The sequence below is a fragment of the Streptomyces azureus genome (assembly GCF_001270025.1).
Taxonomy (GTDB): Bacteria; Actinomycetota; Actinomycetes; order Streptomycetales; family Streptomycetaceae; genus Streptomyces; species Streptomyces azureus.
The window spans coordinates 1-25,223 of sequence record NZ_DF968255.1 but is presented as its reverse complement, the minus strand read 5'-3'; the positions used below and the strand labels follow the sequence as shown (position 1 = coordinate 25,223).

Here is a 25,223-nt window from a genome sequence, read left to right as displayed (position 1 = left end):
CCGCGGGTTCGGCCCCGCCGTCGCGCCGACGCTGAGCGCAGCAGGGCCGCAGTGCTGGACGCCGCGGTCCGACTGCTGGCTGAGCGACCCGACGCTGGCATGGCCGCCATCGCCGCCGTGGCCGACGTCACCCGCCAGACCGTGTACGCGCACTTCGGGACCCGTGACGCGCTGCTGGACGCTGTCGCCGACCGGATCACGGACCAGGCCATGGCCGCGATGGACGAGGCGGAAGACAAGAGTGGTTCCGCCCTGGACGCGCTACTGCGGCTGCAGGACATCGGCTGGCGGCTGTTCGAACGTAACCCGGTGCTCCTCCAGGTCGGAAGTACCCGCGCTGGCGTCGATGCCGACCTGGCCCGGCATGAGCCCGTCGCAGCCCGGCTCGCCCGGATGATCGAGAAGGGCCAGGCGTCAGGCGAGTTCGCCCCCGCACCGCCAGCCACTTGGCTGGCGGCCGCAGTCACCGCTCTCGGCCACGCGGCAGGCGACGAAGTCAGGGCGGCCCGCATGTCAGTGGAAGAAGCGGCGACATGGCTACGGACCGCCACACTCGCCCTCCTGAGGTCAGGCTGAGGAACTCGGCACTCTAGGCGGCTCCTCTGCCCAGGGTGCGAAGGGTTTCTGGCGGCCGGACACGGATTAGCCAAATGATGGACCTGCCCAGCGACCAGTTCCTCGTGATCACCGGCATCACCACCGAGTAGCAACTCAACCTTCTCAGCGCGAGTTCAGCCAGACCGAGCAGGGCCAGACTGGCCGCGCCCATGACATACACCGGCCAGGCGCCGGTCAGGAGTCGCAACAGCGGCGCGCTCCCCCGGTTCTCGCCGCCCGTGTCGTCCGTGCCCCAGCCTGCCGGAAGCAGGCACAGGCCCGCGACCGAGGACGCCATCAGGGCACCGCCAAGGAACAGCGGGACAGCTCAGCAGACATCTGCCATCCCCTATCAGCGACCGAAGCGACTCAACGACGTCGCTGGCAGGCCGTCCGGCTGCGCGTCCTCAACACGGCGTCCGTCACTGTGGCGAGGCGATCGTCAGCACCAGTCAACCTGAGGGGGCCGAAGCTCCCCCACCAGCCGGGGGCTGTTGGGAGTTCCCCGGGGCTCGGTCGCTTCAGTCGCTCGGGTCGCTGGACGGGCCACGGAGCACGGACCAACGACTGAACGGCCAGCGACCAGACGAGACTCCAGGGACGAGCCTTGAGGTGCGCGCTGACCTACGCAGGAAGCCGCGGAGACCTACATCGCGCTCCTCCTCCCCCCTCCACCCTGTCCTCGGGATGCGCCTGCTCCCCGACCGCGCCCGCGCTCACCTGGCTGTCGGGCTCGCGGTCCGGCCGCGGTTGCCGGCCTGGCCCTCGGCGTCGCATCGCCTGGCCGTCGGCGCCCGCATGCCGGTAGCCATGGCCCCGTTGGCCCTGGTCTTCCTGGTGCGCGAAGTCCCGGCGGCTACCCCCTGGGCGCGATCCTCGCGGCGGCCTACGTCATCGGCGAGGGACCAGGGGCGGGCAGCCCGCAGCGCGTCGGGCAATGCGGGGGCTGAACTCCCCGACCGGAAGGACCGACACAATCAACTCGGCTTTCCGAGGCGCCAGCTGGGCACACCTGTGTATTCAAGATCCCAGAGAAAGCACAGAAGCCCGGAGATCGCTGCGCTGATGAGACAGACGATGACAAGTATGCCGGTCGAAGTATCTCGTGGCTTCGAGGGCTGGTAACCATGGCGCGCACCGATGGCCTCGGCCTTTCTCTCAATCTCCCGCTTGTCCTCAGCACTCAAGTGACCGTCCTGGGCGAGCCATTTCGACGTCGCGGTGACGTCATCGACCTCGTCCTCAGTGAACACCCCGAAATCAGACTCCTCGACGTAGACGGTCACGGGGTTGACGACGCAGACCATGGGCCCGCCAGTGTCAATGCTGAGGATGAGGTCAGGTGGATTGTCGCAATCCACGGAGTCATCGAAGGCCACCGCGTAGGGTGAACGATCGGGCTCGTTCGCTGCCCCGATGAGGCCAATCAGGACGGCGAGTATCAAAAACGCCATCGCGACCACGCCAGTGAACGTCACCATGCGACCGCGACGTCCCCGTGCCCTCAGCCGCTCTGTGGCGGCTCCCGCGCCCTCTCCGGGCCCATGGCGCAACGGGTACTCCCCCGGAGTAGGCGCTGGCCGACGGGGGGATAGGCGGTCGGCCACCCCGGCCGCGTCGAAATGTTTCCATGCCGTCCGGACTTGGATTCCCAGGCGGTCAGCCACGTGGCGGATTTCCTGCTCGACGGCATCCTCCAGCGTCGCCGACTCGATGGTCACACCCCTACGGGCCAGCTCAGCCCAGGTCTGCGCCGCAGCGACTCTGAACGCCCTGGTCTTCTTCACGATCGGCAGCCTAGGGACTTGCTGGACACGCACGTCAACCTTCACACCATTGGCACTCCGGTCCTCGCAATCAGCCCGTGCGCATTCCGCTCGAAGGCAGGCGACCGCGGGGAATAGGGTGAATGTACTGGCACGCACCGGGACCCGTCCCGGGACCAGGGGCTACCAGTGGAAGTGCACGTCCACTTCCGAAGCGCCATTGTTCAGAGAAGAGTTCGCTCTCGCCGTGCGGATCGGCCCCGCGCGGCGCCGCCTGCGCCTGGACCAGCCCGCCACCCCGCTCGCCCAACCCGTCGACATCGGCGACAGCCGCCTGGTCGACGCCGCCGCCTCGATCGGCGCCGCCACCCCGGACCGCATCGGCACCGCCGACCTGAACGCACTGCAGCGGGCCGCCGACGCCGCCATGCACGACGGCAAGCACACCGGCCGCGCGGTCCTCGCCACGAAGGAACACGCGACGGTGCCGTACCAGCCACTGAGAGGAACGCCGCGAGAACATCCGCGCCTACGCCCGCGAAGCCTCCGAACTGCCCCCGCAGTTCGACCCGACCACCGAGGCCAAACGGATCTGGGCATCGCTGTACGACCACTACCCGACCATCGCGGCCGCCCTGATCGACTTCCTCACCGGCCTGCCGCCCACCTGGCGCGAGGACCTGTTCACCCGCAGCTCCCTCTCCCCCGCTCCCACCCGCCCGGCGACGCCGGAGCTCCCCGGTCCGGAAACCGCGGTACGACGACCAGTCCCGGGAGGACCGCGAGGCCTGCGCCGAAGCCCAGGACTCCTGCCGCTTCCACAAGGGCTCTTCGCCGGCATGGCCTGCCAGGCCGACCTGATCAAAACGCTTCTGGCCGATGGCGCGGCCACCGAGTACGTCCAGCAGCGCACGCCGAAGTCGCAGCCAGCGCCGCCCAGTCGGCGAAGGCTGACACGGCTGACGCGAACACCATCGCCCAGTGATGGCCCGGGGCGGCCGTCGACCCCGAGTCCGGCCGCCCCGGCGCCCCACCGGCAGACGCAAAATGAACAGGCAGATGCCGCCGAGGCTCTCGACGGCGAAGGGTGAGAGGCGGGACTCGCTGGTGAGGGCGGACCAGACGCCTTACGTCTGCTGCTGGCGTGTGGGGTGATTACGGCGTAATCACCGGTGGCTCAGAGATGCCGGGAGCTCTGTTGGGGGGGCGACGAGCCGCAGAGCACAGCAGTGATTACGACGTAATCACCAAGAGGAGCGCATCACCGCGCCGCGTCACCCGGGGCCAAGAGCCACTACCGCCAAGGACGCGACAAGCACGGCGACTGGCACGCCTCCCCCCTCGTAACCTGTTCGACCGCATGGTCGGCTAGTGCTGTGACCGGATTGGTTCACCGCGTTGGTGTTTGCTTCCCGGTCTGCAGGGCGCTCGGATGAAATCGGCCTGGCCTGCCTGGACCTTCTGAGGGCGGGAGACCGTCCCCGCCTGCACAGTCGTAACCACGGGACTTCGTTGCCCAGGTGGCCGCGACTCGCTTGCGTAAGCTCGGCAGCCCCTCACCTGCAGATCCTCCCAGAACCAGGACGGGCCACCGTCGCAGCGCACAGAGGCTCGGCCGGTGCTCCCCAAGCTTGGTATGCGGAAGGTCATGGGTGCCGAACTTCCTTGTTCAGGCAGGCGTGTTGCGCAGTGCCATGACCTGGAAGAAACGCGGTGCCGATCCTTGTTGCTTCCTGTGACAGACACCATGTCTCACCGGGCCTGCGAGGAGATATTGAGCATGACTGAGATCAGTACGGGTGGCGACCTGGTCACTTACATCAATGTCTTCACCGTCGCGCCAGAGAATCAGCAACGTCTCATCGAGCTGCTCCAGTACATGGCGCGGGAGGTCATGCCGAAGCAGCCTGGCTATGTGCAGGCCAATATTCACCGGGGTCTTGAGGGCACTCGAGTGGCCAACTACAACCAGTGGCGCTCGCAAGCGGATCTGGCGGCCGCGCGCGAAGACGCCGACGTGCGGGCGTGTATGGAGCAAGTACTGAAGATCGCGACGCTCGACCTCGTACCGTACGAGGTCGTCTCCGTACACCGGCCGTAGGTTGTGGCCGGACGGTTTACCAGTTCTGTGTTCAGGCCGCTGTCTGTTGTGGTCTGCCGCCCCAGCGGATGTTCTTCTCGCTGCGGATGCGGGCGCGTTCCTTGCGCTGGGCGGTGAGGACGTCGGGGTGGCGGGCGTTGGCGTTCCGCCAGCGCAGTAGCGGTGCAGGGCTCGGGTCTGCGCGGGATGGCTGCGGTGGTGGGAGTTGGCCAGGGTGAACTGCCGCAGCGGGCCGAAGTGCGCCTCGATCGGGTTGGCCCAGGAGGCATAGGTCGGGGTGAAGCACAGCTCGAACTCGTTCTCCTTCGCCCAGCGGCGGATGTCCTGACCGGTGTGGGCGGTTCCCGCCGACAGACGCCAGCACCATCATCGCCCGGCGATAGCGCACCGGTACTGCCCCGGCGCACAATCTGCCGCAGCTTCTGCCCTTCCTGATCGGTCAGTCGGCGCACCCGCACAGGCTCGGCCACCACACCCACCCCCAGCGGTCGGGAAGCGACGTCACCGCCCATCCAACCGTTCCAACCGCCAACCCGGCGAACCTATGCGGTCACAGCACTAGCTCTACCACTGCCTGCAAAACGGCGAGCGCTACGAGGAAGCACAGGTCTTCCCGTCCCCGCCGGGAGGGCTTGAGGCGAACCGCCGCCGCATAAGGCCTCGCCCTCTTACTCCGGGATGACCAGGCCAAATTCACGCAGTCGGGGCAAGCAGACATCCAGGCAGGCCTCGACGGAAACGGCGTCCGTGCGAACCAGGAGATCTTCGCGGAACGGAGCTCCGCTCGCCACGAACGTCCACGGCTTCACGCCCTCGCGCATGCGCTCGGCATCAGCCTTGAACGACACGGTGACCCCCTGCCCGGCCAGCGCCTCCATGACGCGCACCACGTCCACCGAAGTCTCTCCTTACGCCCGCAATCGAACAGCCAGCAAAACTACACACCTGTCCCAGCAACCGCCCTGACTGCTGGGCGTGGGGCCTCTACCTCACCTCGTGACCCAGACGCGACCCAGACGGTGTTCCACCACACGGCCACCTGGTCCCCCGTCGGGCCGGTGGCCGCCTGCCCTCCTCTGGCCGCAGTCGATCCGCGAACAGCAACCCCGCCCGATGAAGCCGACGGACGAGAACCACCAGCGCCGCGCAATCGAGCGGGCATGAGCGGCCACACGGCCAACCGCCCAGCTCCAGCAGCACCACTTCGCCGCCCACGACGAGCACCACCCAGCCGGTGAGCCGACATGGGCAACTCCCACTCCCCCGCCCTCTGACGCCCGGGCGGCCCCTGGCCTTTGGGCCTGGCAGCCCCGGTGCGCTTGTCTCCCCCATCAACGCCCGCACCACCCGTCGGGTGGGCTCAGGCGACCCTAGTGTGGGAGGGACACCGCCCATCCCCCCGACCAGCAAGGAGAGTCAGGCCCTGAACGTCGGTTTCCCCTCGCATGTACGCGATACCTCCACCCAGTTGGGGGCCGGCGTTCCCTACGCACTGAAGGTTCTGGCTGGCCAGCTTGTGCCGTATCAAGCAACGTTCGCCCTGTTGTTGTCTTGTGCCATTGAACCTCAGCGGGAACGAGTCACTGGGCTGTTAGAGTCCCGGACCGACGAAGGGGGGCCGCTCGTGGCCAAGGTCAACATCAGTCTCGATGCCGAACTGGTAGTGGAAGTGATGGTCCTGGCCGGGGTCGGCTCGCCCCAGGACGCCGTCGAAGCAGTCGTGCGCGACTACATCGCCCGTGGACACCGCACCGAGGCGCGCACCGAGCTCAAAGAGCAGAGCCTGCGCGAGGTCGAGGTCAAACCGCAGGAGCCTCAAGGCTGACCACTGCGAGACGTCGCTCCAGCTCCGTTGGCACGCGCCCGGCCGGCTGTGGCGAATCCGCCACGGCGACGACCGGCGCCTACGCGTCGTCGTCGACAGGGCGAACGTTGCCTGAAGCGGCACTAGTGCTGTGACCAGGAAGGTTTACCGGGTTGCAGATCCGGTTGAGCATCGAACCTTTGGTTGCGTTGGGGCGGGCCGTGTGGAAACCCGTTCGCCCCGTACAACCAACCCGCCTATCGTGCCTGCCGTGCAGATCACCACGATCGATCCACAGCAACGGTCCTACGGCCAGGGCGCTTTGGTCACCGACGCCACACGGCTGCTGTTCATCAGCGGCCAGATCCCGGAGGACAACGATGGTCACGTCCCGGATGACTTCGACGGCCAGTGCCGCCTGGCCTGGCGCAACGTACTGTCCGTGCTGGAAGCAGCGGACATGACTGTGCGTAATTTGGCGAAGGTCACCGTGTTCCTGTCCGACCGGCGCTACCGGGAGGCCAACGCACAGATCCGCCATGAAGTCCTGGGAGACCATGCTCCCGCCCTGACCATCATCATCACCGGCATCTACGACGAGGCTTGGTTGCTGGAGATCGAAGCGGTCGCGGCGGCCTGAGCGTCGGCTTCCCGGCCTCCTTCAGGGCCCGATTGGATAGAGGGACACATCCGATCGGGCGCATGGAGACGCGGTGGCAGAGCCGGTGAAGGTCCGCAGGCTGACCGACCAGGAGGGACAACGGCTGCAGCAGATCGTGCGCCGAGGCAGCACCAGTTCGGTGCGCTACCGGCGGGCGATGATGATTTTGGCTTCGGCTGGCGGGAACCGGGTACCGGTGATCGCCCAACTTGTGCAGGCCGACGAGGACACCGTCCGGGACGTGATCCACCGCTTCAACGAGATCGGGCTGGCCTGTCTGGACCCTCAGTGGGCGGGAGGCCGTCCCCGCCTGCTCAGTCGTGACGACGAGGACTTCGTCATCCAGACGGCCACCACCCGCCCGCGCAAGCTCGGCCAGCCCTTCACTCGCTGGTCACTGCGCAAACTCTCCGCCTACCTGCGCCGCGTCCACGGCCGCACGATCCGCATCGGCCGCGAGGCGCTGCGGTGCCTGCTCGCCCGCCGCGGGGTGACCTTCCAGCGCACCAAGACCTGGAAGGAGTCCACCGATCCCGAGCGGGACGCCAAGCTCGACCGGATCGAGCACGTCATCGAGCACTGCCCTGACCGCGTCTTTGCCTTCGATGAGTTCGGCCCGCTGGGCATCCGCCCCACGGCAGGGTCCTGCTGGGCCGAGCGCAGCCGCCCGGGCCGGGTGTCGGCGACCTACCACCGCACCCACGGCGTGACCTACTTCCACGGCTGCTATTCGATCGGCGACGACACCCTCTGGGGTGTCAACCACCGCCGCAAAGGCACCGTCAACAGCTGGGCGGCCCTGAAGTCGATCCGTGCCGCCCGCCCCGACGGCGCCCCAATCTACGTGATACTGGACAACCTCTCCGCCCACACCGGCGACAAGATCCGCTGCTGGGCAAAGAAGAACAAGGTCAAGCTCTGCTTCACCCCGACCAACGCCTCCTGGGCCAACCCCATCGAGGCCCACTTCGGGCCGCTGCGGCAGTTCACCCTCGCCAACTCCGAGCACCCCAACCACACTGTCCAGACCCGTGAGCTGCACCGATACCTGCGCTGGCGCAACGCCAACGCCCGCCACCCAGCGGTACCGGCCGCCCAGAGACGCGAGCGGGCCCGAATCCGCAGTGAGAAAGGCGTCCGCTGGGGAGGACACCCCATCACCGAAGCAGCATGACAACCCGGCGAACCTATGCGGTCACAGCACTAGCCGACGAAGCGGACATGGGCGAGCCTTCGGATCGCCCGGCAACCTCACCGCGACGGTCGACGGTGACCCGTTCGGAGGACTGCCCCGCTCTGGCCATCGGATACATCCGCGAACCTGACCGGATCGAGATGCGGTACGTAGGCCCGGCACGCGCCGCCGCATTCCCGGCAGAGGCCCAGGCCCAGGGCCAGGACCAGGCCCAGGCCTCGGATCAGGGTCAGGGTCAGGATCAGGGCCGACACGAGTCTGCCGATCCCGCTGTCGAGGCGGCGGCCATCGCACGGGAAGTTGTCGACGTCCGGCAGCGCATCACCCACTGGCTCCGGCACAAATGCCCCGACTCCCACGCTACTCTCCGCGCCGGAGTGGGCCCCACCGCCATCACCGCGGATCCCAGTTGTCTCCTACAGCGTGGCTGACCGGACCTCGGGCCAGTACCTGGACGCGACGACCGGTTACCTGGGCCGCTGGTCCGCTACAACGAAGGCTCCACCGACGAGCCGGACACACTGGTCACCTACCTGGAACACGTCGCCGACATGCTCGAAGCCCCCGTCCTGGCCGCGCGAGACAGGCCCGGCCTGGTCGACGGAGCGCTGGTTCGGGGCAGCAGGATCGACTCCGCGCAGGAAGACCGGATGACAGCCACTGGCCGGCTGACCACAGAAGCGGTGGTCGGCCTACCGACTGGTCCTCCCCCGCGCTGCTCCTTGCTTGGCTTGTCCTACGAGTGATTACGGCGTAATCACGCCCGGCCGATGCACAAGGCCCGCCAGGGTGCGCGGTAACACGCCTGTATTGATCGCCGGGCGCGCCACGTCAGTTGGGCCGCACAGGGCTTGAACCGCTCATCGGAGACTCAGGGGAGAACTGAAGAAGGCCCTGCAGGAGTTGGGCATGACGGCGAGCATCGCCGCGCATAGGCCCGTGGCCCCGGACGCCCCAGCCCACCAAGCCCTGGAGACGGAGGCGAGCGCAGCATGGCGACGCGAGTAGTTATAGACGGCTCCGGTAGCGATCAGGCGGGAGACGCACCATGCTGTTGGCACGCGGCACGCGGCACGCGGCACGCGGCACGCGGCACGGGAGACGCACCTGCTATTGGCACGCGGCAGAACCTTCACCTGAGCACGCCGATTGCTGCCGGTTCACGAGCCGGAGCTTGAGGGTGATTGTCAGTGGCCTCTGCCAGCATGCGCAAGTGACCTCAACTGACCACTTGCTTATCGCCCCCGACGATCAGCCGCGTGGCCATCTTCTGTCGCTGGTCGGTGCGATCGAACCCTGGGACTACCTGGAGCGCACTCATCTGGATGCCACCAGGCAGTGGATCGCCAGCGGAGCCCCGCTCTACCGAGTGCGCAAGCCGGACGTTCCGGCGAAGCACTTGGTGAGCTACTTCGTCGTCCTCGACGACACGCGTGGGCAGCTGCTGCTCGTGGCCCACCGCAAGGCGGGCCTGTGGCTGCCGGCCGGAGGACACGTTGAGCCGGGCGAGGACCCTTGGGCCGCAGTGGTCCGCGAATGCCGCGAGGAACTGGGCATCGAAGCCGTGGCATCACCGATCACCGGCGAGCAGCCACTCTTCCTCACCGTCACCCGAACCCAGGGGCAGCGCGCGCACACCGACGTCTCGCTTTGGTATCTCCTCAATGCGGGTGCCCACACCATCACCTCCTATGACCACAGCGAGTTCAACGCAATCCGGTGGCTGACCGACGAGCAGGTGCTCGAGGAGCCGGACGACCTCCTCGACCCTCACATGCACCGCTTCACGCGCAAGTTGCAGCATGCCCGGGCCAGGAGGCATGGCAAGGAGTCCGCAGCGGCTGCTAGCTGAGTCGCGCGGTGTCTCGCCAAGTGAGAACGCATCAGCCCTGGGGCGACGACGGCCTGCCGGGTTCGCGCCGAGGTGGCGAAGGCCGACGGTAGCGAGTCGGGTGAAGCCTCCCCCGTCGAGACTCCCCCGGTGCCGTACGTACCTCCGAAGCTCGCCGAGATCGACTCGATCACCTGGGACTGCCTTTTGCCCTCGCTCCACGATCGCGCCCTATAACTCTTCAGGTTCCGTACGTTTCCCGCTCCTGAGATCGTCGGCCCCAGTCATGCACTGCGAGTCGACACTGAGGGAACAAGAACATGAGGAAGACCCGTTCGATGCGGACCCGCGCGGCACTCTCCGTCGGAACCATCCTGATGTCCAGTGTGGGCCTTGGGATGGCCACAGCGTCGCCCGCAGCCGCCGCTTGGGACTGTGTCAGGCATACCTACCAAGGCATCGGCAAGCCCGCCCCGACGTGGAGCACCTGCTCGGTCACGGTGGGCCGCAAGGCCATCTGGTCGTACGGGCCCGACAGCTCATGCAAGAAGTACACGCCTGGCCAGGAGCGCACCTTCTATCCGCCCTACCCGATCTCCGCGTTCGACGGCCTCAAGGCCTGCAAGGTTTGATCGTTCTCCTCGCTGCCCGTCGGAAGCACCAATGCGATCCCGGGTTGAGGCTCAGTAAAGCAGGGCGCAGCCGGAGTACTGGGATGAGCCCCACCACCGGCTGCACCCTTCCCATGCACCGACGCCCGCGTACTCAGAGCGCGCTCGGAGGTGAGGCTGTCGCCGTCGGAAGGGCAGTCCTTGGCCGGGAGAGTGATTACGTCGTAATCACTCCCGGTGGATGCCTTGCCGCGGGTGAGGTGATTACGCCGTAATCAACCGGGGGAGCGAAGAGCCCCACTAAATATGGTACGACCAATGAGCCTGCACGGCGGCTGCTGTTAGCCCCTGCCCACGGCGCATCAACGATTGACGGTCGACCCGACGTCGTGCCTGACGAGGTCCAGGAGGACGGCTGCCGAACACTCAGGAGGTGGTGCTGTGGACGTCAGCTGCATTGCCAGGTGAACATCGCCCGGTCAAAGCGCCGATCGGTCAGGTCTTTCGGACGGATCAGCCAGTACAACGCACCGCAGTCACCCCACATCATGCCCGCGGCATCCTCACTGTCGAACTGCGCCAGCAGCACCCAGCTCCCCGTCTCGTCCGACAGCTGGGGATCCTCCCAGGACACCTTCCCTTCCAGCACAGCTTCTGCGATCTCTATCTCCACCGGGTTCTGAACCGGGTGCGCATAGCCGCCGACCTGATGGCCCACTGTGTCGTCGAACTCCCACAGCGCGTCGAGGAACTCCTGAGTGCATACGGGATGGTCGTAGCGCTGCCCGAGCGGAGCACCCGGTGCGAAGACTTCCCGGATACGCGGATGCCAGGGCTCGCCCGCAGTCATCTCCACCCGCGCTGTCAGCGGCACCAGCGGATACGGCTGGAGCTCCCCCGGCGTTTCCCGATCCGGCACATCTGCGTCTTCCGGTACGTAGAGCACGCGAGCGCCGGCCCAGCTGTCCCGGTCCTCTACCAGCACAAGAGCCTCGCCCCCGTCGACCTGACCGTCGAAGTAGAAGAACAACAGAGTCCCCGACTTTGGCAGGTCGATATCCAGTGTCTGGGAGGGAAGCGCAGCGCAGTCGATCGACGCAATGAACGAGAGGGGCCCGTGTCCCTCCCACACGGGCCAGTCCACACCAGTCGCAAGCTTCGGCCGACCGCCGAGATGACCGGCCACGCTGTCCGAGCCCGTAGCTGCACCGAGTTGTACAGACGGTCGCAACAGCTCCAACCACTGCTCGGCAACGTCGGTCGGCAGGTGCTGGGAAGCGAGGGAGCGCAGAACTTCGGGAGATCCATGAGTCATGTGCCTGATCATGCAAGGCACCACTGACAGGTGCTCCGTCGCCGCGCGATCTGAAGCCCGCAACGGTCGGGGAGCGGGCACTGCCGTTGTGAGTCGACGGGCACCATGTCGTGATGGCCGACCCGGAGGGCAACGAGTTCTGCGTCGGCGCAGCCCCTGCGTGATGGGTCGACATCGACAAGGCCCCGCCCCCAACGAGACAGCGCCGACCGGTCACATGATCCGGCGGCCAGGCCGTAGCCCCCGGTCAAGTCGTCCGCGCTGAGGTGCCTTATTGGATGGACGATGCGGACAACCTCGATCAGCTCGACCTTGTCATGGGCGATCGGAACCAGCATGCGCAAAGGATCACGGATCACGCCTCTGCGTACAGGGAGACGAGTACATCGCGTACCGCGAGTAGTGACGTGTAAGCGTTCTTCCACTGAGCCCGCACTCCGGACCTCTCCCTGCGGCTGCGAGTCGGGCGGACGTTGGTGTCGGATCTGACGTCGGCGACCGTGCCCGGTGCGCAGTCCCCGTCTTTCTTTTTGCACCCACGCGACGCGCCCGCCATGGCCACCGGCACTGCCGCGCGGGCTAAGGCGGGACCGTGACGCGGGATGCCGTGAGCCGCAGCACCCGGTTGCGGCAAACGCTGCGCGCCGTGTGAACCGCCTGGGGGAGTACGGGCCTGTGCGTGGTTCAGCTCTCGCCCGGTGAGTCGCGCACCTCGCCCAGCCGGGCGTCACACTGCTGCGCCGACTGCTGGCCTGCGCTGCTACTTGCTCAGTTTCTCGGTCGAGTGATTACGGCGTAATCAGCCGGGGGAGTGCTTGCGGCTCATCAAGTTGGTCTAACTAACGTGTCAGTGATGTAGATGATCTACGACGTTAGTATGGTGTCCTTCATGAGTTCGCCAGCCACCTCCAGCGACCGCGAGAAGGTCGTCTCCAAGCTGCCGGGATGGCTCCGGCAGAACCTCAAAGTCAGAGCCGCCCAGCACGGCATCGAGATCCAGGCCGCAGTCGAACAAGGCATCACCGACTGGTGCAGCCTCGCCTCCACCCCCGATACCGTCGACACCGCCGGCGCCGACTCCTTCTCCACCTTCCTGCCCCCCGGGCAGTGGGAAGAGTTCCGGCAGATCGCAACCGACCGGCGTGTCTCCCTGATCCAGGGCCTGGCCCAGTCCGTCCAGTTGTGGCTCGACGCCAACCCCGCCCCGGACATCGAGCGACCCGCGATCACCCGCCGAATCGTCGTCTGCAACCAGAAGGGCGGAGTCGGCAAGACCGCTATTACCGCCGGACTTGGCGAGGCGCTGGCCGAAGACCCCAACAGGCTGCACCCCGTACGCGTCGCCAAAGCCCTCACCAAGGCGCTGCGCGCGAGCGAGACGCACAACGACGAACCTGAAGCGGGAGCCGACCCGCTCGACATCGAGAACCTGCCCGGCCTCGGGCTACGGGTGCTCCTCGTCGACTTCGACCCGCAGTGCCACCTCACCAACCAGCTGGGCGGCAGCCCGCTGCCGTTGAACGGCGACAGCCTCACCAACCACATGGCTGGCGACCCCAAGGGCGACCTGCGCGACCTCATCGTCTCCGTCGACGACGACACCTTCGGCGGCCGCCTCCACCTCCTGCCCGCCTGCAACGACGCCTTCCTGCTCGACGTACGCCTGTCCGCCGTACGGGCTCGGGAAGCCGCGCTCGAGAGGGCCCTTGCCCCACTCGAAGCTGATTACGACGTAATCATCGTCGACTGCCCACCCAGCCTGGGCCTCAGCATGGACGCCGCCGCCTACTACGGCCGGCGTCGCGACGGCGAGAAGCCCGGACAGTCCGGGGCCCTCATCGTCGTCCAAGCCGAGGACAGCTCCGCCGATGCCTACGAACTGCTCACCACCCAGATCGACGACCTGCGCGGCGACCTCCAAGTCGACATCGACTACCTCGGCATCGTCGTCAACCTCTACGACTCCCGACGCGGATACATCGCAACCTCCTCCCTCCAGGGGTGGGTGGACATAAAGGATCCAAGGGTTGTGGGACTCATCGGAGACCTCAAGGAACAGAAGGAAGCAGTCCGCGTGAAGAAACCCCTGCTGTCCTACGCGCCCAAGTCACAGCAGGCCGTCGGCATGCGTGCCCTGGCAAGGGAGGTCTCGTGAGCAAGGCCGACCAGCTGGGCTCCGGCCGGTTCGGCGGGGGAGTGCGCCCGGTCAGCGCACGCCGCCAGGCCGTCGCTGCCGCCACGGGCGTCCCCACGGAGGGCATCGCCCCGCCCGCAGAACTCCCCGTCCATCGGATCAGCCTCAACCCGGACAACCCCCGGTCCGACCTCGGCGACCTCACCGACCTCGCGGGCAGTCTGAAGACCCACGGCCAGAAGCAGGCCATCACGGTCATGAACCGCGACGCCTACATCCAGGCCAACCCGGAACGCGAAGCCGACCTCGAGCCGGACACCACCCACGTCGTCGTGGACGGCAGCAGCCGCCTCGCCGCTGCCCGTGAGGCCGGCCTCGACACGCTCAAGGTCATGGTCAGCGACGACCAGGGCTCCACCCCCGAAGAACTCCTCGAATCCGCCCTCGTCGCCAACGTCCACCGGCAAGACCTCGAAGAACTCGACGAAGCCCGCGCTCTGCAGCGCCTCCTGGAAATTCACGGCAGCCAGCGAGCCCTCGCCAAACGCCTCCACCGCTCCCAGGGCTGGATCTCCCAGCGCCTCGCTCTACTCAACCTGAGTCCTGAACTCCAGGCCCGCATCGGTGAGGACCCCATCGATCTGCTGCGCGCGGTCGGCAACAAGCCCGTAGAACAGCAGGAAACCGCCCTGGAAGAGCTCAAGGCGGAGCGCGCGGCAAAGGAAGAGGCGGCGCGCACATCAAAGCGCCATGCGACACACAAGACAACTCCTGCCCGCGAGGAAGACACCCCGGGCCGGCCTGCCGGTGATTACGGCGTAATCACCGGCTCCACGGAAGAGGACTCGTCAACCAACAGCCAGGACGAGTCGCCAAGGCGGGACGGGGAGCCGTCGCAGAGTCCGGCACCAGCAGACTCAATCCCCGAGCCCCGTGCTGACTCCCGCTCGCCGAAGGGCAAAAACGCGAGCCTGGAACAGCAAGCCCGTCGGGTGCCGTTCGACAGGCCCGGGGAACTCGCCTTGCTGCTGGACGTGAGGGTGCAGACCGACGACGCCTTCTTCACGCTCCTGGAACTGCTGAACAGCAAGGCACTCGACAGGGACCCAGCGCGGGCTGGTGAGCTGGCGCGATCCTTCGCTGAGCAAGCCGCAGCACGAACTGGCTGACGGATAATCGATACCGATCCCGGCGCCGTTCCCATCGCGGTGATGCGCCTACCGGCTGCCTCGACAACTGCCGCTGGCCATCCCAACTGTGGCGAAGGCACGCCCGCGACCTGGGCGACGGGGTGCTTCCTCACGGTGACTCCGGCCCGCACGCCCCGCGTGTGCGGGCCGGACCTGTCACGGTCCGGCCATGCGCGGTCGGGGAGACGTCGCGACGGGGCGAACGTTGCCTGCCGGGACACTAGGAGCTGTCCGGCCGATCACGTGCGAAGCCAGATGACCAGGGCGGCGGAGGTGATGGTCTCAAGGAACGCCGCCCAGGTGGAGCGCCGTGAGGCTTATTGGATGGCGTCATCGGCCTCGGCCTGCGACCCCAGCAGTAAGCATCGAAGCCGTCGGTCGGCAGATTTCCTCCGTCCATCCGTCACCTTCTCCTGCCGAGGACCGTCAGGGAGATGAAAGAGACCGACAGATGGAAGGACCACTCCATGCTGACCAACGTCATGTACGTGACGCTGTACGTCACCGACCAGGACCGCGCGCTGCGGTTCTACACCGAGCAGCTGGGCCTGGAGAAGCGCATCGACTTCCCGAACCCTGGCGGGCGTTTCCTCACCGTGGGCGTCCCCGGCAGTCCCGTCGAGATCCTCCTGTGGGCGCACGCCCCGGCCGCGGGCCAGCCGGCCGAGCCAGGCGCAACGCCCGGCCCGGTCATCCTCGAGTCGGACGACCTGCGCGCGGACTTCAAGGTGTTCCGCGACCGGGGTGTGACCTTCGACGAGCCGGAGCCAGTGGACTACGGCTTCGGCGTCCGCATCGAGACGGTGGACCCGGACGGCAACCGCATCTCGCTGCGCGAGCGCAGCCGCGCAGGCCGTGACGACGGCTGACCGTTCGTAGACCCGGTGTGGCAGGCGCGGCCCTGGGCCGGGTCTGCCACACCGGGTCGAAACGATGATGGCGACAAGCCTGACAGTGTTGGACGAAGCCCCCAACGCAGACGAGGAGTTCCAGCATGCCGATGAAGATCGACTCGGTGATCGCACGAACAGCGCGTTGACGACCTGGACGCGGCCATCCCCTTTTACGAGCGACTGACGGGCCGCACGGCCGACCGCTTCGCCTTCGCCGGTGTGCATCTGGCGAGTGTCGGGCCCTTCCTGCTGTTCTGCGGTCCGGACGAGGCAGTGCAGAGGGTCGCCGGGGTGAGCACCACCCTGACGGTCGCAGATCTGGCCGCAGCCGTCGACGAAGCGGTCGCCGCCGGCGCCACGGTGTTAATGCCTGCGCAGCCCACCCTCAACGGTCACCGAGCGGTGCTGCGACACCCTCACGGGGGCGTGTACGAGTACGTCGGCCCCTGAGCTAGGACTTGTCCGAGCGGTTATGTGACTGCTCCTTGTCCGGGTCGTTGATGTGGACATGGGGCGGGGTGATCTGACAGATATCGAGTGGGAACGGCTTCGGCCGTTCCTGCCGATCAGCAACAGGCGTTGTGGCAGGTGGCGAGACCACCGGCAGGTGATCGACGGGATTCTGCATCGAGTGCGGACCGGCGTTCAGTGGCGTGGCCTGCCTGAACGGTTCGGCCCATGGAAGACCGTCTACGAACGACACCGGCTGTGGTCCGCAGACGGAACCTGGTAACGCCTGTTACAGCAGGTCCAAGCCGAGGCTGACGCAGCCGGAGAGATCGACTGGGACATCTCCGTCGACTCCACCATCGTCCGCGCCCACCATCATGCGGCAGGCGCCTGCACCGACCCGCCGCCGCCCTTCCCTTCAAAGGGGGCCTAGCAGCCAGAACACCAGGGCGAAACGCCGTGGCAGAGCCTTCACGCCCGCCTGATGGAGGTGGTGCTGGAGGCGAGGGTCTGGGCCGCTCGCGCGGCGGGTTCACCACCAAGCTCCACCTGAGTGCTGACGGCCACTGCCGCCCGTTGCCCTTGCTCGTCACGCCAGGACAGCGGGCGGACTGCACCCAGTTCAAACCGGTACTGGAGAAGATCCGCGTCCTGCGGACCGGGCCGGGCAGACCTCGCAAGAACCCGGACAGCCTGGCGGCGGACAAGGCTTACAGCAACGGGCCATGTCGTGAGTATCTGCGCCGCCGCGGCATCCGGCACACCATCCCGGAGAAGACCGATAGCCAGGCCGCCCGCCTACGCAAAGGCTCACGCGGCGGACGGCCACCCGGCTTCGACTAAGACCACTACAAGAAACGAAACACCGTCGAACGGGCCATCAACCGGCTCAAGAACGCACGAGCCGTGGCCACCCGTTACGACAAGCGCGGCTACGTCTACCTCGGCACAGTAACCGCCGCCGCCCTGGTCATCTGGCTTCGCACGTGATCGGCCGGACAGCTTCTAGTACTCCAGCCATAGATCGTTATGTGCTCTGGTCTTGGGGCTGTCTGCCGCTGCGGAAACTCAGGTGGCCTCAGCGCACGCTTTGGGTAGGGTCGGGCAATGCCCGAGCTGAAGCGGCTGCATGCCGGCCATGCCCCGGCGGTTCTGGCCTTCGAGCTGGCGAACCGCACTTACTTCGCTGCCTCGATCTCCGACCGCGGTGACGACTTCTTCGACCAGTTCACCGACCGGTACAACGCCTTGTTGGCCGAGCAGGAGGCCGGCATCTGCGCCTTCTACGTGCTCGTCGCCGAGGACGGCTCGGTGCTCGGCAGGTTCAACCTGTACGACTTGGAGGACGGCACTGCCAGACTCGGCTACCGGGTCGCGGAGCAGGTCGCCGGCCACGGCGTGGCGACCGCGACCGTCCGGGAGCTGTGCCGGATTGCGACCGCGAGGCACGGCCTGCGCACACTGCGGGCGGCCACCTCCCACGACAACGCCGCGTCCCAGAAAGTCTTGGCCAAGGCCGGGTTCGTCCCGGTTGGCCCTGCCAGCCCGGCCGATCTCGGCGGCAAGTCAGGCACCTGGTACCAGCGCGACCTCCAGCCATAGACCTTGATCTTGCTCGTGGGTCGGCTGCGGGAAGGCTGCGGCCACCGCTGATAACCGGTGTGTGAAGACCAACGATCTTGCGATGGCCGCAGGTCGCGGCGTGGGCCACTGCCCGCTGGCAGGAGCGTTCGAGGGTCTGAAGAGCCGGATAGCCGAACGGTTCCCCCGGGGCGAACCCCGGCGTCGGGTACGGGATCTGATGCTGGGGCTGCTGTCGGACCTGCCACGCAAAAACTGCTGGAACATCGCCGAGTGGGCCGGAGAGGCCACCCCGGACGGCATGCAGCACCTGCTCGGCCGGGCCCGATGGGATGCCGACGCCGTGCGCGATGAGTGCGCGAGTACGACCTGGAGCATCTGCACGACGAGGGTGCAGTGCTGGTGGTCGACGAGACCGGGGACATGAAGAAGGGCACGCACACCGTCGGCGTCCAGCGCCAGTACACCGGCACCGCCGGGAGGATCGACAACGCGCAAGTCGCTGTCTACCTCCTCTACGCGGGACTGCGCTGGCACGCGGAAGTGGACCGAGAGCTGTACATACGGCACTCCTGGACGCGCGTCCCAGATCGTTGCCGAGCCGCGGGCCTGGACGAGGACACCGTCTTCGCGACCAAGCCGGAGCCGGCCGCCCGCATGATCGGCCGATTTCTCGATGACGGGCACCGCGCCTGCTGGGTCGCGGCAGACGAGGTCTACGGCGGCAACCCAAAGCTGCGCTCCGCGCTGGATGAGCGCCAGGTCGGCTACGTGCTCGCCGTCGCCTGCTCACATGAAGCCACCACCGGCGCGGGGAAGTTCCGCGCGGATGCCCTGGCCGCGAAGGTGCCCAAACGGGCCTGGCAGAAGCTGTCGGCCGGGGCCGGCACCAAGGGGCACCGCTTCTACGACTGGGCCGTCATACGCCCGTACACGCGGACGCACTCCACGACGACGCAGCGCTCGCACATCCTGACGAACCCCCGCACCCACGACCGTGGCGGCGGGCTCAGCCCATTTTGCGCCGGATCGCTCTGCCCCGGGCGGGGTTCGCCGCTGACTCCTCGGCCGACGACAACTCCCGGCGCCGGAAAGTACCCGCGGCCAGAGTCAGCGGGCCGATCAACAACACGAGCACCGCGACAGCGCCAAGCGCGACCGGCAGGCTGGTCAACTCGGCGACCCCGCCCACCATCGGAGGGCCGAGCAAGAACCCGCTGTAGGCAATGGTTGTCGCAAACGCAACCTCGCGCTCACCACCGCCCCCATCGGTCCGTCGCCCGGCCTCGCCACTCAACTCCATGACGACGGGAGACGCGTACGCCAAACCGACACCAGCGACAGCGAAGCCGGCGAAGGTGAGCGCCGGCGACGGCGCCATGACCGCGGTGGCCAGCCCCAGCCCACCGATCGCCGCACCCCCGATGAGCATCCGCGGTGCGCCCCAACGACGCTGGATCGCCTCACCGCACAAGCGGGTGCACGCCATGGTGATCGAGAAGCACGAGTAGATCAGGGCGCCGGTGGCCTCGCTGAGACCGCGCTCCTGCACACCGAACAGCGCCGACCAGTCCGCGGCCGCTCCTTCGGCTATCGAGGCACACAGTGCCACGCCGCCGAGCAGCCACAGCGCCGGTCGCCTGAACGGTGCCCGCCCGGCGCGCCCGCTCTCTGCGGGCACCCTCAGTAGTTCCTCGACGGGAATCCAGCGGGCGATGCCGACGGTGACGCCGCCGCAGATCACCGCGACGATGACAAAATGACGGCTCGGTGCCAACCCTTGTCCGGCCGCGACCGCAGCGCCGACCGAACCGGCCAGCGTGCCGAAACTGAAGGCCGCGTGGAACAGCGGCATGATCGCCCGGCCGGTCCGCCGGGTCGCTGTCACGCCGGACACGTTCATCGCCACGTCCATCACGCCGACCATTGCGCCGAGGACGATCAGCAGCAGGCCGAGCGTCGCGGGCGACCTCGCCAGTCCCAGAGCCGGAAGCATTGCGGACCCGGCAACGCCGGACACCGTCATCACGACGCGAGCGCCGAACGCCGCGCACAGCCGACCGGCGAGAATCGAAGCGGCGATCATACCTACGCTGGCACCGAGCAGGGACAGCCCCAGCGCACCCTCGTCCGCACCGATCTGCGCGGCCAGCGCCGGCACCCGAGGGGCCCACGAGCCAAGCAGCGCGCCGTTGAGAACGAACGCACCGAGTACCGCGATGATTCCCGGGCCCCGGCCGCCGGCTCGGTCCGGATGGGTACCGGTCATTGTCAGCTCCGTCCCGGCCCGGTCTCGGTCGAGCCGCGATCGGCCCGGCGCCGTGGCACACCTGCGGAGATCTGCGTGGATCACGCCGATGGAACCGAGCGTAGATGCGCCGGAACACCCGCCGGCCGCGATGGCAGGTTCGCGCCAAGAAGGTGGCTGGTTCACGCCAGCGGGTGCGGCGTCAGTCGGCAACCCGTCAAGCCCTCCACAAGAACGAGGTGTAAGGCGATCGACCGCACCGACTGGGGCGCCCCACGGGAGACCCACCGGCGCCTGTGCGACGACTGCAAGCAGCGGGCCATCACCGCCGAACGCCAACCCCAACAGCCCGCACCGGAGCACCAGAAGCAGGACCAGGCCGTGCCCGAGCAGAAGGCCGGCGGCGGCACGCTTTTGCAGCTGACCCGGGCAGGAGCACGCTGTCAGTGGCGGCTGCAAGGCTGAACGGATGGACCGTGATGACGAGCAGCTGTTCGTCGAAGGCGAAGACCCGGTCGGGGAAGCGGTCCAGGGCCTCCTCGATCCGGTCCAGCCAGCAGCGCGCCCTGGAGCTGTCCGCGCCGACCAGCACCATGACGCGAACTCTGCTGCACATCGACGCCGCCGTCTGCTCCCACCGCGACGGCGACAGCGAGGAAGCGTGCCGCCGTACGGTCGCCACCCTGACCGCACTGCCCACAGTTGGCAGGGACGACCTCCCGCCCATTGAGGGTCCAGGCAGGCCAGGCCGACCTCGTTGAACCGGCGGATTGCATCCCGGCCAGTGTCCTCGTCGGCCTGCACCAGCTGGGCGATCACTGGCACGCGGTTTCCGCCGGCCGAGGCCAGCAGCATCATCGCGCGCCGGTAGCGCACCGAGTCGGTGCTGCCCCGGCGCACGATCTGCTGCAGCTTCCGCCCCTCCTGGTCGGTCAGTGCGCGCACACGGACAGGCTCGGCCAGCAGCGCCTCAAGCAGTCGGATCGGACGTCATCCCACATTCAACCGTCGCGACCGCCAACCCGGTGAACCTATGCGGTCAGAGCACTGGGGCGGCGACGGTTCCGGCCCCCGCAACGGCGAGGCCATCGGGCGGATCGGCATGATGTGCCGATGCCGGAACCTCCGGCTCAGAAGTGGCCGCCGACGCCGAAGCTGCTCGGCCAAGTGGTGGCGTGCCGGATCGACGTCCGGTCACCCGACGGCGACGGCTCCTCGGGCGGCCAGGGATCTGGGCGTCCCGCCCGCTCCGCGACAGTCCGGAAATGCTCGTGCTCGTACCGGTAACGCTTCCCGGCGAGGACGGCGCGTAGCCCTGTGCCGTTCGGGTCTTCGCGGTCGTACCGCTCGAACTGCTCGGTGAGGAAGAGCAGCGGGAGCAGCTCCTGGTCGTCGTCTTCGGGCAGGTAGCCCGCGTCGACCACGGCCGCGACCGCCTCCGGCTCGAGCTTGATCGCGCGGGCCAGAATGGTCCTTCGCATACCCCGGCGTCCGAGGTTCTCGACCGAGGCGTCGCTCAGGGGACCGAGGTCGCGCAGGGACCGCCGTACGGCTGCGGCCACGTCGTCCGGCAGGTCCGTGTCCAGGATTGCCAGGATCCGGTCGATGATGACGTCTTCCCCGATCCTCAACCCGTCGATGGAGCACATCAGCTGCAGGACCCGCCCGTTCGGATCGGCCTCGCGATAGGCCGAGAACTGCCGGGTGAGCAGCAGGAAGAGGGGTGTCCAGGCGGGGCTGGCCGGCCGGTACCCGGCGTCGCGGGCCGCGGCAATCGCCTCGGCGTCACCGAGCATGGCCTGTTCACACACCGCCGTGACACCCTCACGGGCCGACAGGTCACGCAACGCGCGGCGGCACCGGTCGTGGACCTGTTTCGGCAGCCAGGTGCCGAGATACTCCAGCAGCCGCACGGCCAGGGCGCCCTGTTCAAATGCCGGCAGCAGATCGGGCCGGTCCTTCAGAAGCGCGAGCAAAGACAGGTCGATGTCGTCGGGCTGAGCGGGCGGCCGAGGCAGGTTTGGGTTGGCGCAGACGATCTTCAGGAACGAATTCGGCTCGCCCCCAAGCCACAGGTCGCACCGGGTCTCATGGCCGGGCGGTGCCGCGCCGGTGTAGGTCGGGCCCGGCCGCGCACGCGGCCGGAAGGCGGTTTCCAGGGCGTCCAGCAGGCCGGGCTGGTCGGTGACGGACAACAGGTCGGCCAACCGTTGGCGCAAGCTGGGATCGGGGAACCTCAGCGCGGCTTCGACAAGCCGCGGAACTTCCGGATCGCCCATGTACACGCCGTTCGGCGCGTCGGCGGCGGTCTGCGGGAGACAGGCGGTCAGCCGGACCTGCGGCCGGTACGGGGACGTGGGGTCGGCCTCGAGCAGGAACTCCAGCACCGGAACGACCCGCTCCGGCTGCTCGTGGTTGCCGAACCTGAAGTGCGCCGCTGTCAGCAGGAACCACGCGCCGCGCCAGACCTCGTCGCGGTGGGTCCCGCCGGCCGCCCACCACCGGTCGATTCGCTCACGGGCCCGGCTGTTGCCCTCGTAGAGCGCAGCAGCCAGCACGTCCTGGCCGCGTTCCTGGGCGCGCCACCGACGGAACCTCATCGTTCCATGATGCATCGCCTGCACGCCGATGGCCATGCCGATGACTGATTCCCGCAGCTCCAACTAGACCGGGGCGGCTTGTCGTTGGTCAGGGCGGGCCCGCGTCAGGACCCGCACGCACGGCTGGGGTGCGCGCCGGTCTTGTCAAGCGCCGCCCCGCGGGCGAGAAGCGCAGGAGGAAGCCAGCACCGCCGAGCAGCAGAGTGAGGACGGATTCGTCGCCGACTGGCCACCCGAAGCAGCGAGGTCACTGCCGTGGGGCGGTCTCTGTAGCAGGTACGCCTGTCATGGGGCGGTGTACCCCACTCCGCCCCACTGTCTTGAGACGGCACTTCTGATCCTTCCGAGGGCTGCGCGGCCGGCACGGTGGTCGGTGTCGGTTCTGCGCGGGCGGAAGTGTGTGGGGTGGGGGAGCCGGGCGCGTGGTGTGAGGTCACGGCGAGGTTGAGCGGGGTCCAGAGAACAGGGCCTCTTGGGCTGGCGCTGCTCGCGGTGCTCTTCCCGCTGGCGCTACGGCGGTTCGGGCGCCTGAGCAAATAGTTCGGCGAGGAGTGGAACCCGGACCTGGTCTGCGGTGTACCAGATGTAGCAAGTGGCTGCCAGCGACCGCAGATCGGGGGATCCATGAGAGGTCACGTGCTGAGGGCGCTGCTCGGGGCTGTCGCCGCAGTCCTGCTCCTGACCGCGTGCGTCGCCGAACCGGCGGGCGGGTCCGCGGGTAACTCCGTGAAGCCCGGCCAAAACGCCGTTCAACCACCGCGCATACCATCGGCCGTAGGCCTCCCGGGCTGGTCCCACAGCCTCGGCTTCGCCGCGGACGGCTCCGGCTTCGCCCTCCTTGCCGAGTGCACCGACGAGCGCTGCCGTCAGCATGTCGCCGTGCTGGACAAGGACGCGGGGAAGTGGCGCCTGGCCGAGTCCCCGTTGCCGGATGTCATGGGCGACTTGGGCATCACCGCGGGGCTCCATGTCCTGGGGGCGGGCCGCGCCGTCATCATCGACCAGCACGAGGACTGGACCCGACCGGGCCCCACCTGGTTCACCCGCGACGGCGGCCGTACCTGGACACCCGGCACCCAGAAGCCGCAGGGCACCACGGCGACGGTCCCCGTGGGTGCCCTCCTCGTCGACGAGTGCGTGGAACTGGACGCGTCCGACCCCGCCAACACCTGCGCGCGCAACCGACTGCTCGTCGTGATGCCGGACACCGGCGAACACCGTGTGCTGGAGCGGCAGCCGCCGCTGAAGGGCGTCCTCACCCCGAGCGGCGACGTGGCGCGTAACGTGCTCTTCGTGTCCGGCGAGGACCCCGAATCCGGCCTGCCGACACAGGCAAGGAGCGAGGACCGCGGCCGCACCTGGCAGCTGACCGATATGCCGGGCGCCGCGAAGGAGGGGTGGGGTTTCCAGGTCGTTGCCGGAAGGGGCGGTCTGTACGCGCAGCAGACCGGCCAGCTCCCCGTCCAGGAAGAGGTGAAGAACGGCCTCCGCGCGCTCCATACCAGCACCGACGGCGGCCACACCTGGACCCGCCTATGGACCTACCGCAGGGGCGTTGAGCCGCTCTCGTCGCTCGGCGACGTCGTCGCGGCCGACGACGGCAGCCTCACGGTGTACGGAGAGAGGGGAGTATGGCGCAGCACCGACCGCGCCAGGACGTTCCAGCGGGCCGGCGACTCGCACGGCGCGGCAGGGTCCGTCATCAGCACCCCGATCGGCTGGCTGTGGGCCGGCAGCTACGGCAACGGGCACTACCGGATATCCACCGACGGAACCACTGGCAGGAGTTCACCGTGGGCTCCGACTGAGCACCGTCACCACGCACTCGACGGCGGTCGACACCGAGGGCGTGCAGCCGCGTACGTTCTGCGGCGTCTGGTCGTCGGCGGGGAAGTTGCTCGATGCGTACATGCGGCTGAGGTTCACCGTCAGCTGCCGCCGACCTCGCCTGTGCACGGGTTGGCGCACTCGTCCCACGCGGGCTGGCCCGGCTTGAGGCATCGCTGGCACGTTGGGCAGACCGGATCTTCCTCGGCCTACGTCGGGATGTCGTAGAGGGTGTCGCGCACAACTTCACGACGTACTTGCCCAGGTGGTCTGCGCTTCAACGCTGGGCCCCCAACTGCCGGACGCAACGAGGGCTCATCCTTGGTACTCCAGTCCGGTTCGTGATCTATCCGTCTTGCGGTCATCGATCCGCTTGCGTCCCGGATGCCGGAACCGCCGCTCATGCTTCGGCAGCAGCG

The 25,223-nt window shown here is 67.8% G+C and carries 20 protein-coding genes and 5 pseudogenes; 16 read left to right on the top strand and 9 right to left on the bottom strand.

What is annotated here, in order from left to right; all coding sequences use genetic code 11:
• The first annotated feature begins 51 nt into the window (after positions 1 to 51).
• Complete coding sequence (locus tag AOQ53_RS14800) at positions 52 to 576, top strand: TetR/AcrR family transcriptional regulator (protein WP_269085451.1); 525 nt, start codon at positions 52 to 54, stop codon at positions 574 to 576.
• Between the two features lie 13 nt (positions 577 to 589).
• On the opposite strand, the gene AOQ53_RS47390 is transcribed toward AOQ53_RS14800, so the two are convergent.
• The gene (locus AOQ53_RS47390; RefSeq protein WP_059417509.1) at positions 590 to 895 is read right to left on the bottom strand and encodes a hypothetical protein; all 306 of its coding nucleotides are present in this window, start codon (positions 893 to 895) and stop codon (positions 590 to 592) included.
• A 389-nt stretch (positions 896 to 1,284) separates the two neighbouring features.
• Between AOQ53_RS47390 and AOQ53_RS48050 the strand changes: the two are divergent.
• Positions 1,285 to 1,511: pseudogene (locus AOQ53_RS48050) on the top strand (hypothetical protein); the annotation flags it as partial.
• A gap of 63 nt (positions 1,512 to 1,574) precedes the next feature.
• Here the strand turns inward: AOQ53_RS48050 and AOQ53_RS14790 are convergent.
• Complete coding sequence (locus tag AOQ53_RS14790; protein WP_148640325.1) at positions 1,575 to 2,384, bottom strand: hypothetical protein; 810 nt, start codon at positions 2,382 to 2,384, stop codon at positions 1,575 to 1,577.
• A gap of 1,759 nt (positions 2,385 to 4,143) precedes the next feature.
• Here AOQ53_RS14790 and AOQ53_RS14780 point away from each other — a divergent pair.
• The gene (locus AOQ53_RS14780) at positions 4,144 to 4,464 is read left to right on the top strand and encodes an antibiotic biosynthesis monooxygenase family protein (protein WP_059417547.1); all 321 of its coding nucleotides are present in this window, start codon (positions 4,144 to 4,146) and stop codon (positions 4,462 to 4,464) included.
• A gap of 31 nt (positions 4,465 to 4,495) precedes the next feature.
• On the opposite strand, the pseudogene AOQ53_RS41000 reads toward AOQ53_RS14780, so the two are convergent.
• Positions 4,496 to 4,794, bottom strand: a pseudogene (locus tag AOQ53_RS41000) (IS630 family transposase); the annotation flags it as partial.
• A 338-nt stretch (positions 4,795 to 5,132) separates the two neighbouring features.
• Complete coding sequence (locus AOQ53_RS14775; protein WP_059417506.1) at positions 5,133 to 5,360, bottom strand: hypothetical protein; 228 nt, start codon at positions 5,358 to 5,360, stop codon at positions 5,133 to 5,135.
• Positions 5,361 to 6,088: 728 nt separating this feature from the next.
• Here AOQ53_RS14775 and AOQ53_RS40990 point away from each other — a divergent pair.
• The 5 genes from AOQ53_RS40990 to AOQ53_RS14745 all read left to right on the top strand — a co-directional run bounded on the left by AOQ53_RS40990 (position 6,089) and on the right by AOQ53_RS14745 (position 10,587).
• Entirely contained in the window at positions 6,089 to 6,289 is a 201-nt protein-coding gene (locus AOQ53_RS40990) for a type II toxin-antitoxin system VapB family antitoxin (protein WP_078945310.1), read from the top strand.
• 250 nt (positions 6,290 to 6,539) lie between these two features.
• Positions 6,540 to 6,908, top strand: a complete 369-nt coding sequence (locus AOQ53_RS14765) for a RidA family protein (RefSeq protein ID WP_201785075.1) — start codon at positions 6,540 to 6,542, stop codon at positions 6,906 to 6,908.
• Positions 6,909 to 6,981: 73 nt separating this feature from the next.
• Positions 6,982 to 8,103, top strand: coding sequence for an IS630 family transposase (locus tag AOQ53_RS14760; RefSeq protein WP_059417503.1), 1,122 nt, complete (start codon positions 6,982 to 6,984; stop codon positions 8,101 to 8,103).
• Positions 8,104 to 9,337: 1,234 nt separating this feature from the next.
• On the top strand, positions 9,338 to 9,976 hold the full coding sequence (locus tag AOQ53_RS47385; protein WP_059417545.1) for an NUDIX hydrolase: 639 nt from the start codon (positions 9,338 to 9,340) through the stop codon (positions 9,974 to 9,976).
• A gap of 299 nt (positions 9,977 to 10,275) precedes the next feature.
• The gene (locus tag AOQ53_RS14745) at positions 10,276 to 10,587 is read left to right on the top strand and encodes a hypothetical protein (protein WP_148640324.1); all 312 of its coding nucleotides are present in this window, start codon (positions 10,276 to 10,278) and stop codon (positions 10,585 to 10,587) included.
• Between the two features lie 427 nt (positions 10,588 to 11,014).
• Here AOQ53_RS14745 and AOQ53_RS14740 read toward each other — a convergent pair whose 3' ends face one another.
• Positions 11,015 to 11,893: a YwqG family protein gene (locus tag AOQ53_RS14740; protein WP_236711696.1), complete on the bottom strand. Its 879-nt coding sequence runs from the start codon at positions 11,891 to 11,893 to the stop codon at positions 11,015 to 11,017.
• Positions 11,894 to 12,770: 877 nt separating this feature from the next.
• On the opposite strand from AOQ53_RS14740, the gene AOQ53_RS14735 reads away from it, so the two are divergent.
• From AOQ53_RS14735 to AOQ53_RS40975, 7 genes and pseudogenes are all read left to right on the top strand, one after another.
• Positions 12,771 to 14,036: a ParA family protein gene (locus AOQ53_RS14735; protein WP_059417541.1), complete on the top strand. Its 1,266-nt coding sequence runs from the start codon at positions 12,771 to 12,773 to the stop codon at positions 14,034 to 14,036.
• Entirely contained in the window at positions 14,033 to 15,184 is a 1,152-nt protein-coding gene (locus AOQ53_RS14730) for a ParB/RepB/Spo0J family partition protein (protein WP_059417500.1), read from the top strand. Before AOQ53_RS14735 ends, AOQ53_RS14730 begins: the two co-directional genes overlap by 4 nt.
• A 455-nt stretch (positions 15,185 to 15,639) precedes the next feature.
• Positions 15,640 to 16,074, top strand: coding sequence for a VOC family protein (locus tag AOQ53_RS14725; protein ID WP_236711695.1), 435 nt, complete (start codon positions 15,640 to 15,642; stop codon positions 16,072 to 16,074).
• Positions 16,075 to 16,248: 174 nt separating this feature from the next.
• Positions 16,249 to 16,548: a VOC family protein gene (locus tag AOQ53_RS14720; RefSeq protein WP_063888893.1), complete on the top strand. Its 300-nt coding sequence runs from the start codon at positions 16,249 to 16,251 to the stop codon at positions 16,546 to 16,548.
• Between the two features lie 58 nt (positions 16,549 to 16,606).
• Positions 16,607 to 17,538 (top strand): annotated as a pseudogene (locus tag AOQ53_RS42830) (IS5 family transposase).
• Positions 17,539 to 17,655: 117 nt separating this feature from the next.
• Positions 17,656 to 18,150 (top strand): GNAT family N-acetyltransferase, encoded by a 495-nt coding sequence (locus AOQ53_RS14710; protein WP_059417499.1) that lies wholly within the window; start codon positions 17,656 to 17,658, stop codon positions 18,148 to 18,150.
• An 82-nt stretch (positions 18,151 to 18,232) separates the two neighbouring features.
• Positions 18,233 to 19,053, top strand: a pseudogene (locus tag AOQ53_RS40975) (IS701 family transposase); the annotation flags it as partial.
• Positions 19,054 to 19,138: 85 nt separating this feature from the next.
• On the opposite strand, the gene AOQ53_RS46215 reads toward AOQ53_RS40975, so the two are convergent.
• The 4 genes and pseudogenes from AOQ53_RS46215 to AOQ53_RS14700 form a co-directional block, all read right to left on the bottom strand.
• Positions 19,139 to 20,398 carry an MFS transporter gene (locus AOQ53_RS46215; RefSeq protein WP_059417498.1) on the bottom strand — a complete coding sequence of 420 codons (1,260 nt, stop codon included), beginning with the start codon at positions 20,396 to 20,398 and terminating at the stop codon, positions 19,139 to 19,141.
• A gap of 301 nt (positions 20,399 to 20,699) precedes the next feature.
• Positions 20,700 to 20,972 carry a hypothetical protein gene (locus AOQ53_RS46210; RefSeq protein ID WP_167745714.1) on the bottom strand — a complete coding sequence of 91 codons (273 nt, stop codon included), beginning with the start codon at positions 20,970 to 20,972 and terminating at the stop codon, positions 20,700 to 20,702.
• 104 nt (positions 20,973 to 21,076) lie between these two features.
• Positions 21,077 to 21,340: pseudogene (locus AOQ53_RS47710) on the bottom strand (helix-turn-helix domain-containing protein); the annotation flags it as partial.
• 167 nt (positions 21,341 to 21,507) lie between these two features.
• Positions 21,508 to 22,977 carry a hypothetical protein gene (locus AOQ53_RS14700; protein ID WP_148640323.1) on the bottom strand — a complete coding sequence of 490 codons (1,470 nt, stop codon included), beginning with the start codon at positions 22,975 to 22,977 and terminating at the stop codon, positions 21,508 to 21,510.
• Between the two features lie 624 nt (positions 22,978 to 23,601).
• On the opposite strand from AOQ53_RS14700, the gene AOQ53_RS14695 reads away from it, so the two are divergent.
• Positions 23,602 to 25,032 (top strand): WD40/YVTN/BNR-like repeat-containing protein, encoded by a 1,431-nt coding sequence (locus AOQ53_RS14695; protein ID WP_148640322.1) that lies wholly within the window; start codon positions 23,602 to 23,604, stop codon positions 25,030 to 25,032.
• Positions 25,033 to 25,223: the final 191 nt, after the last annotated feature.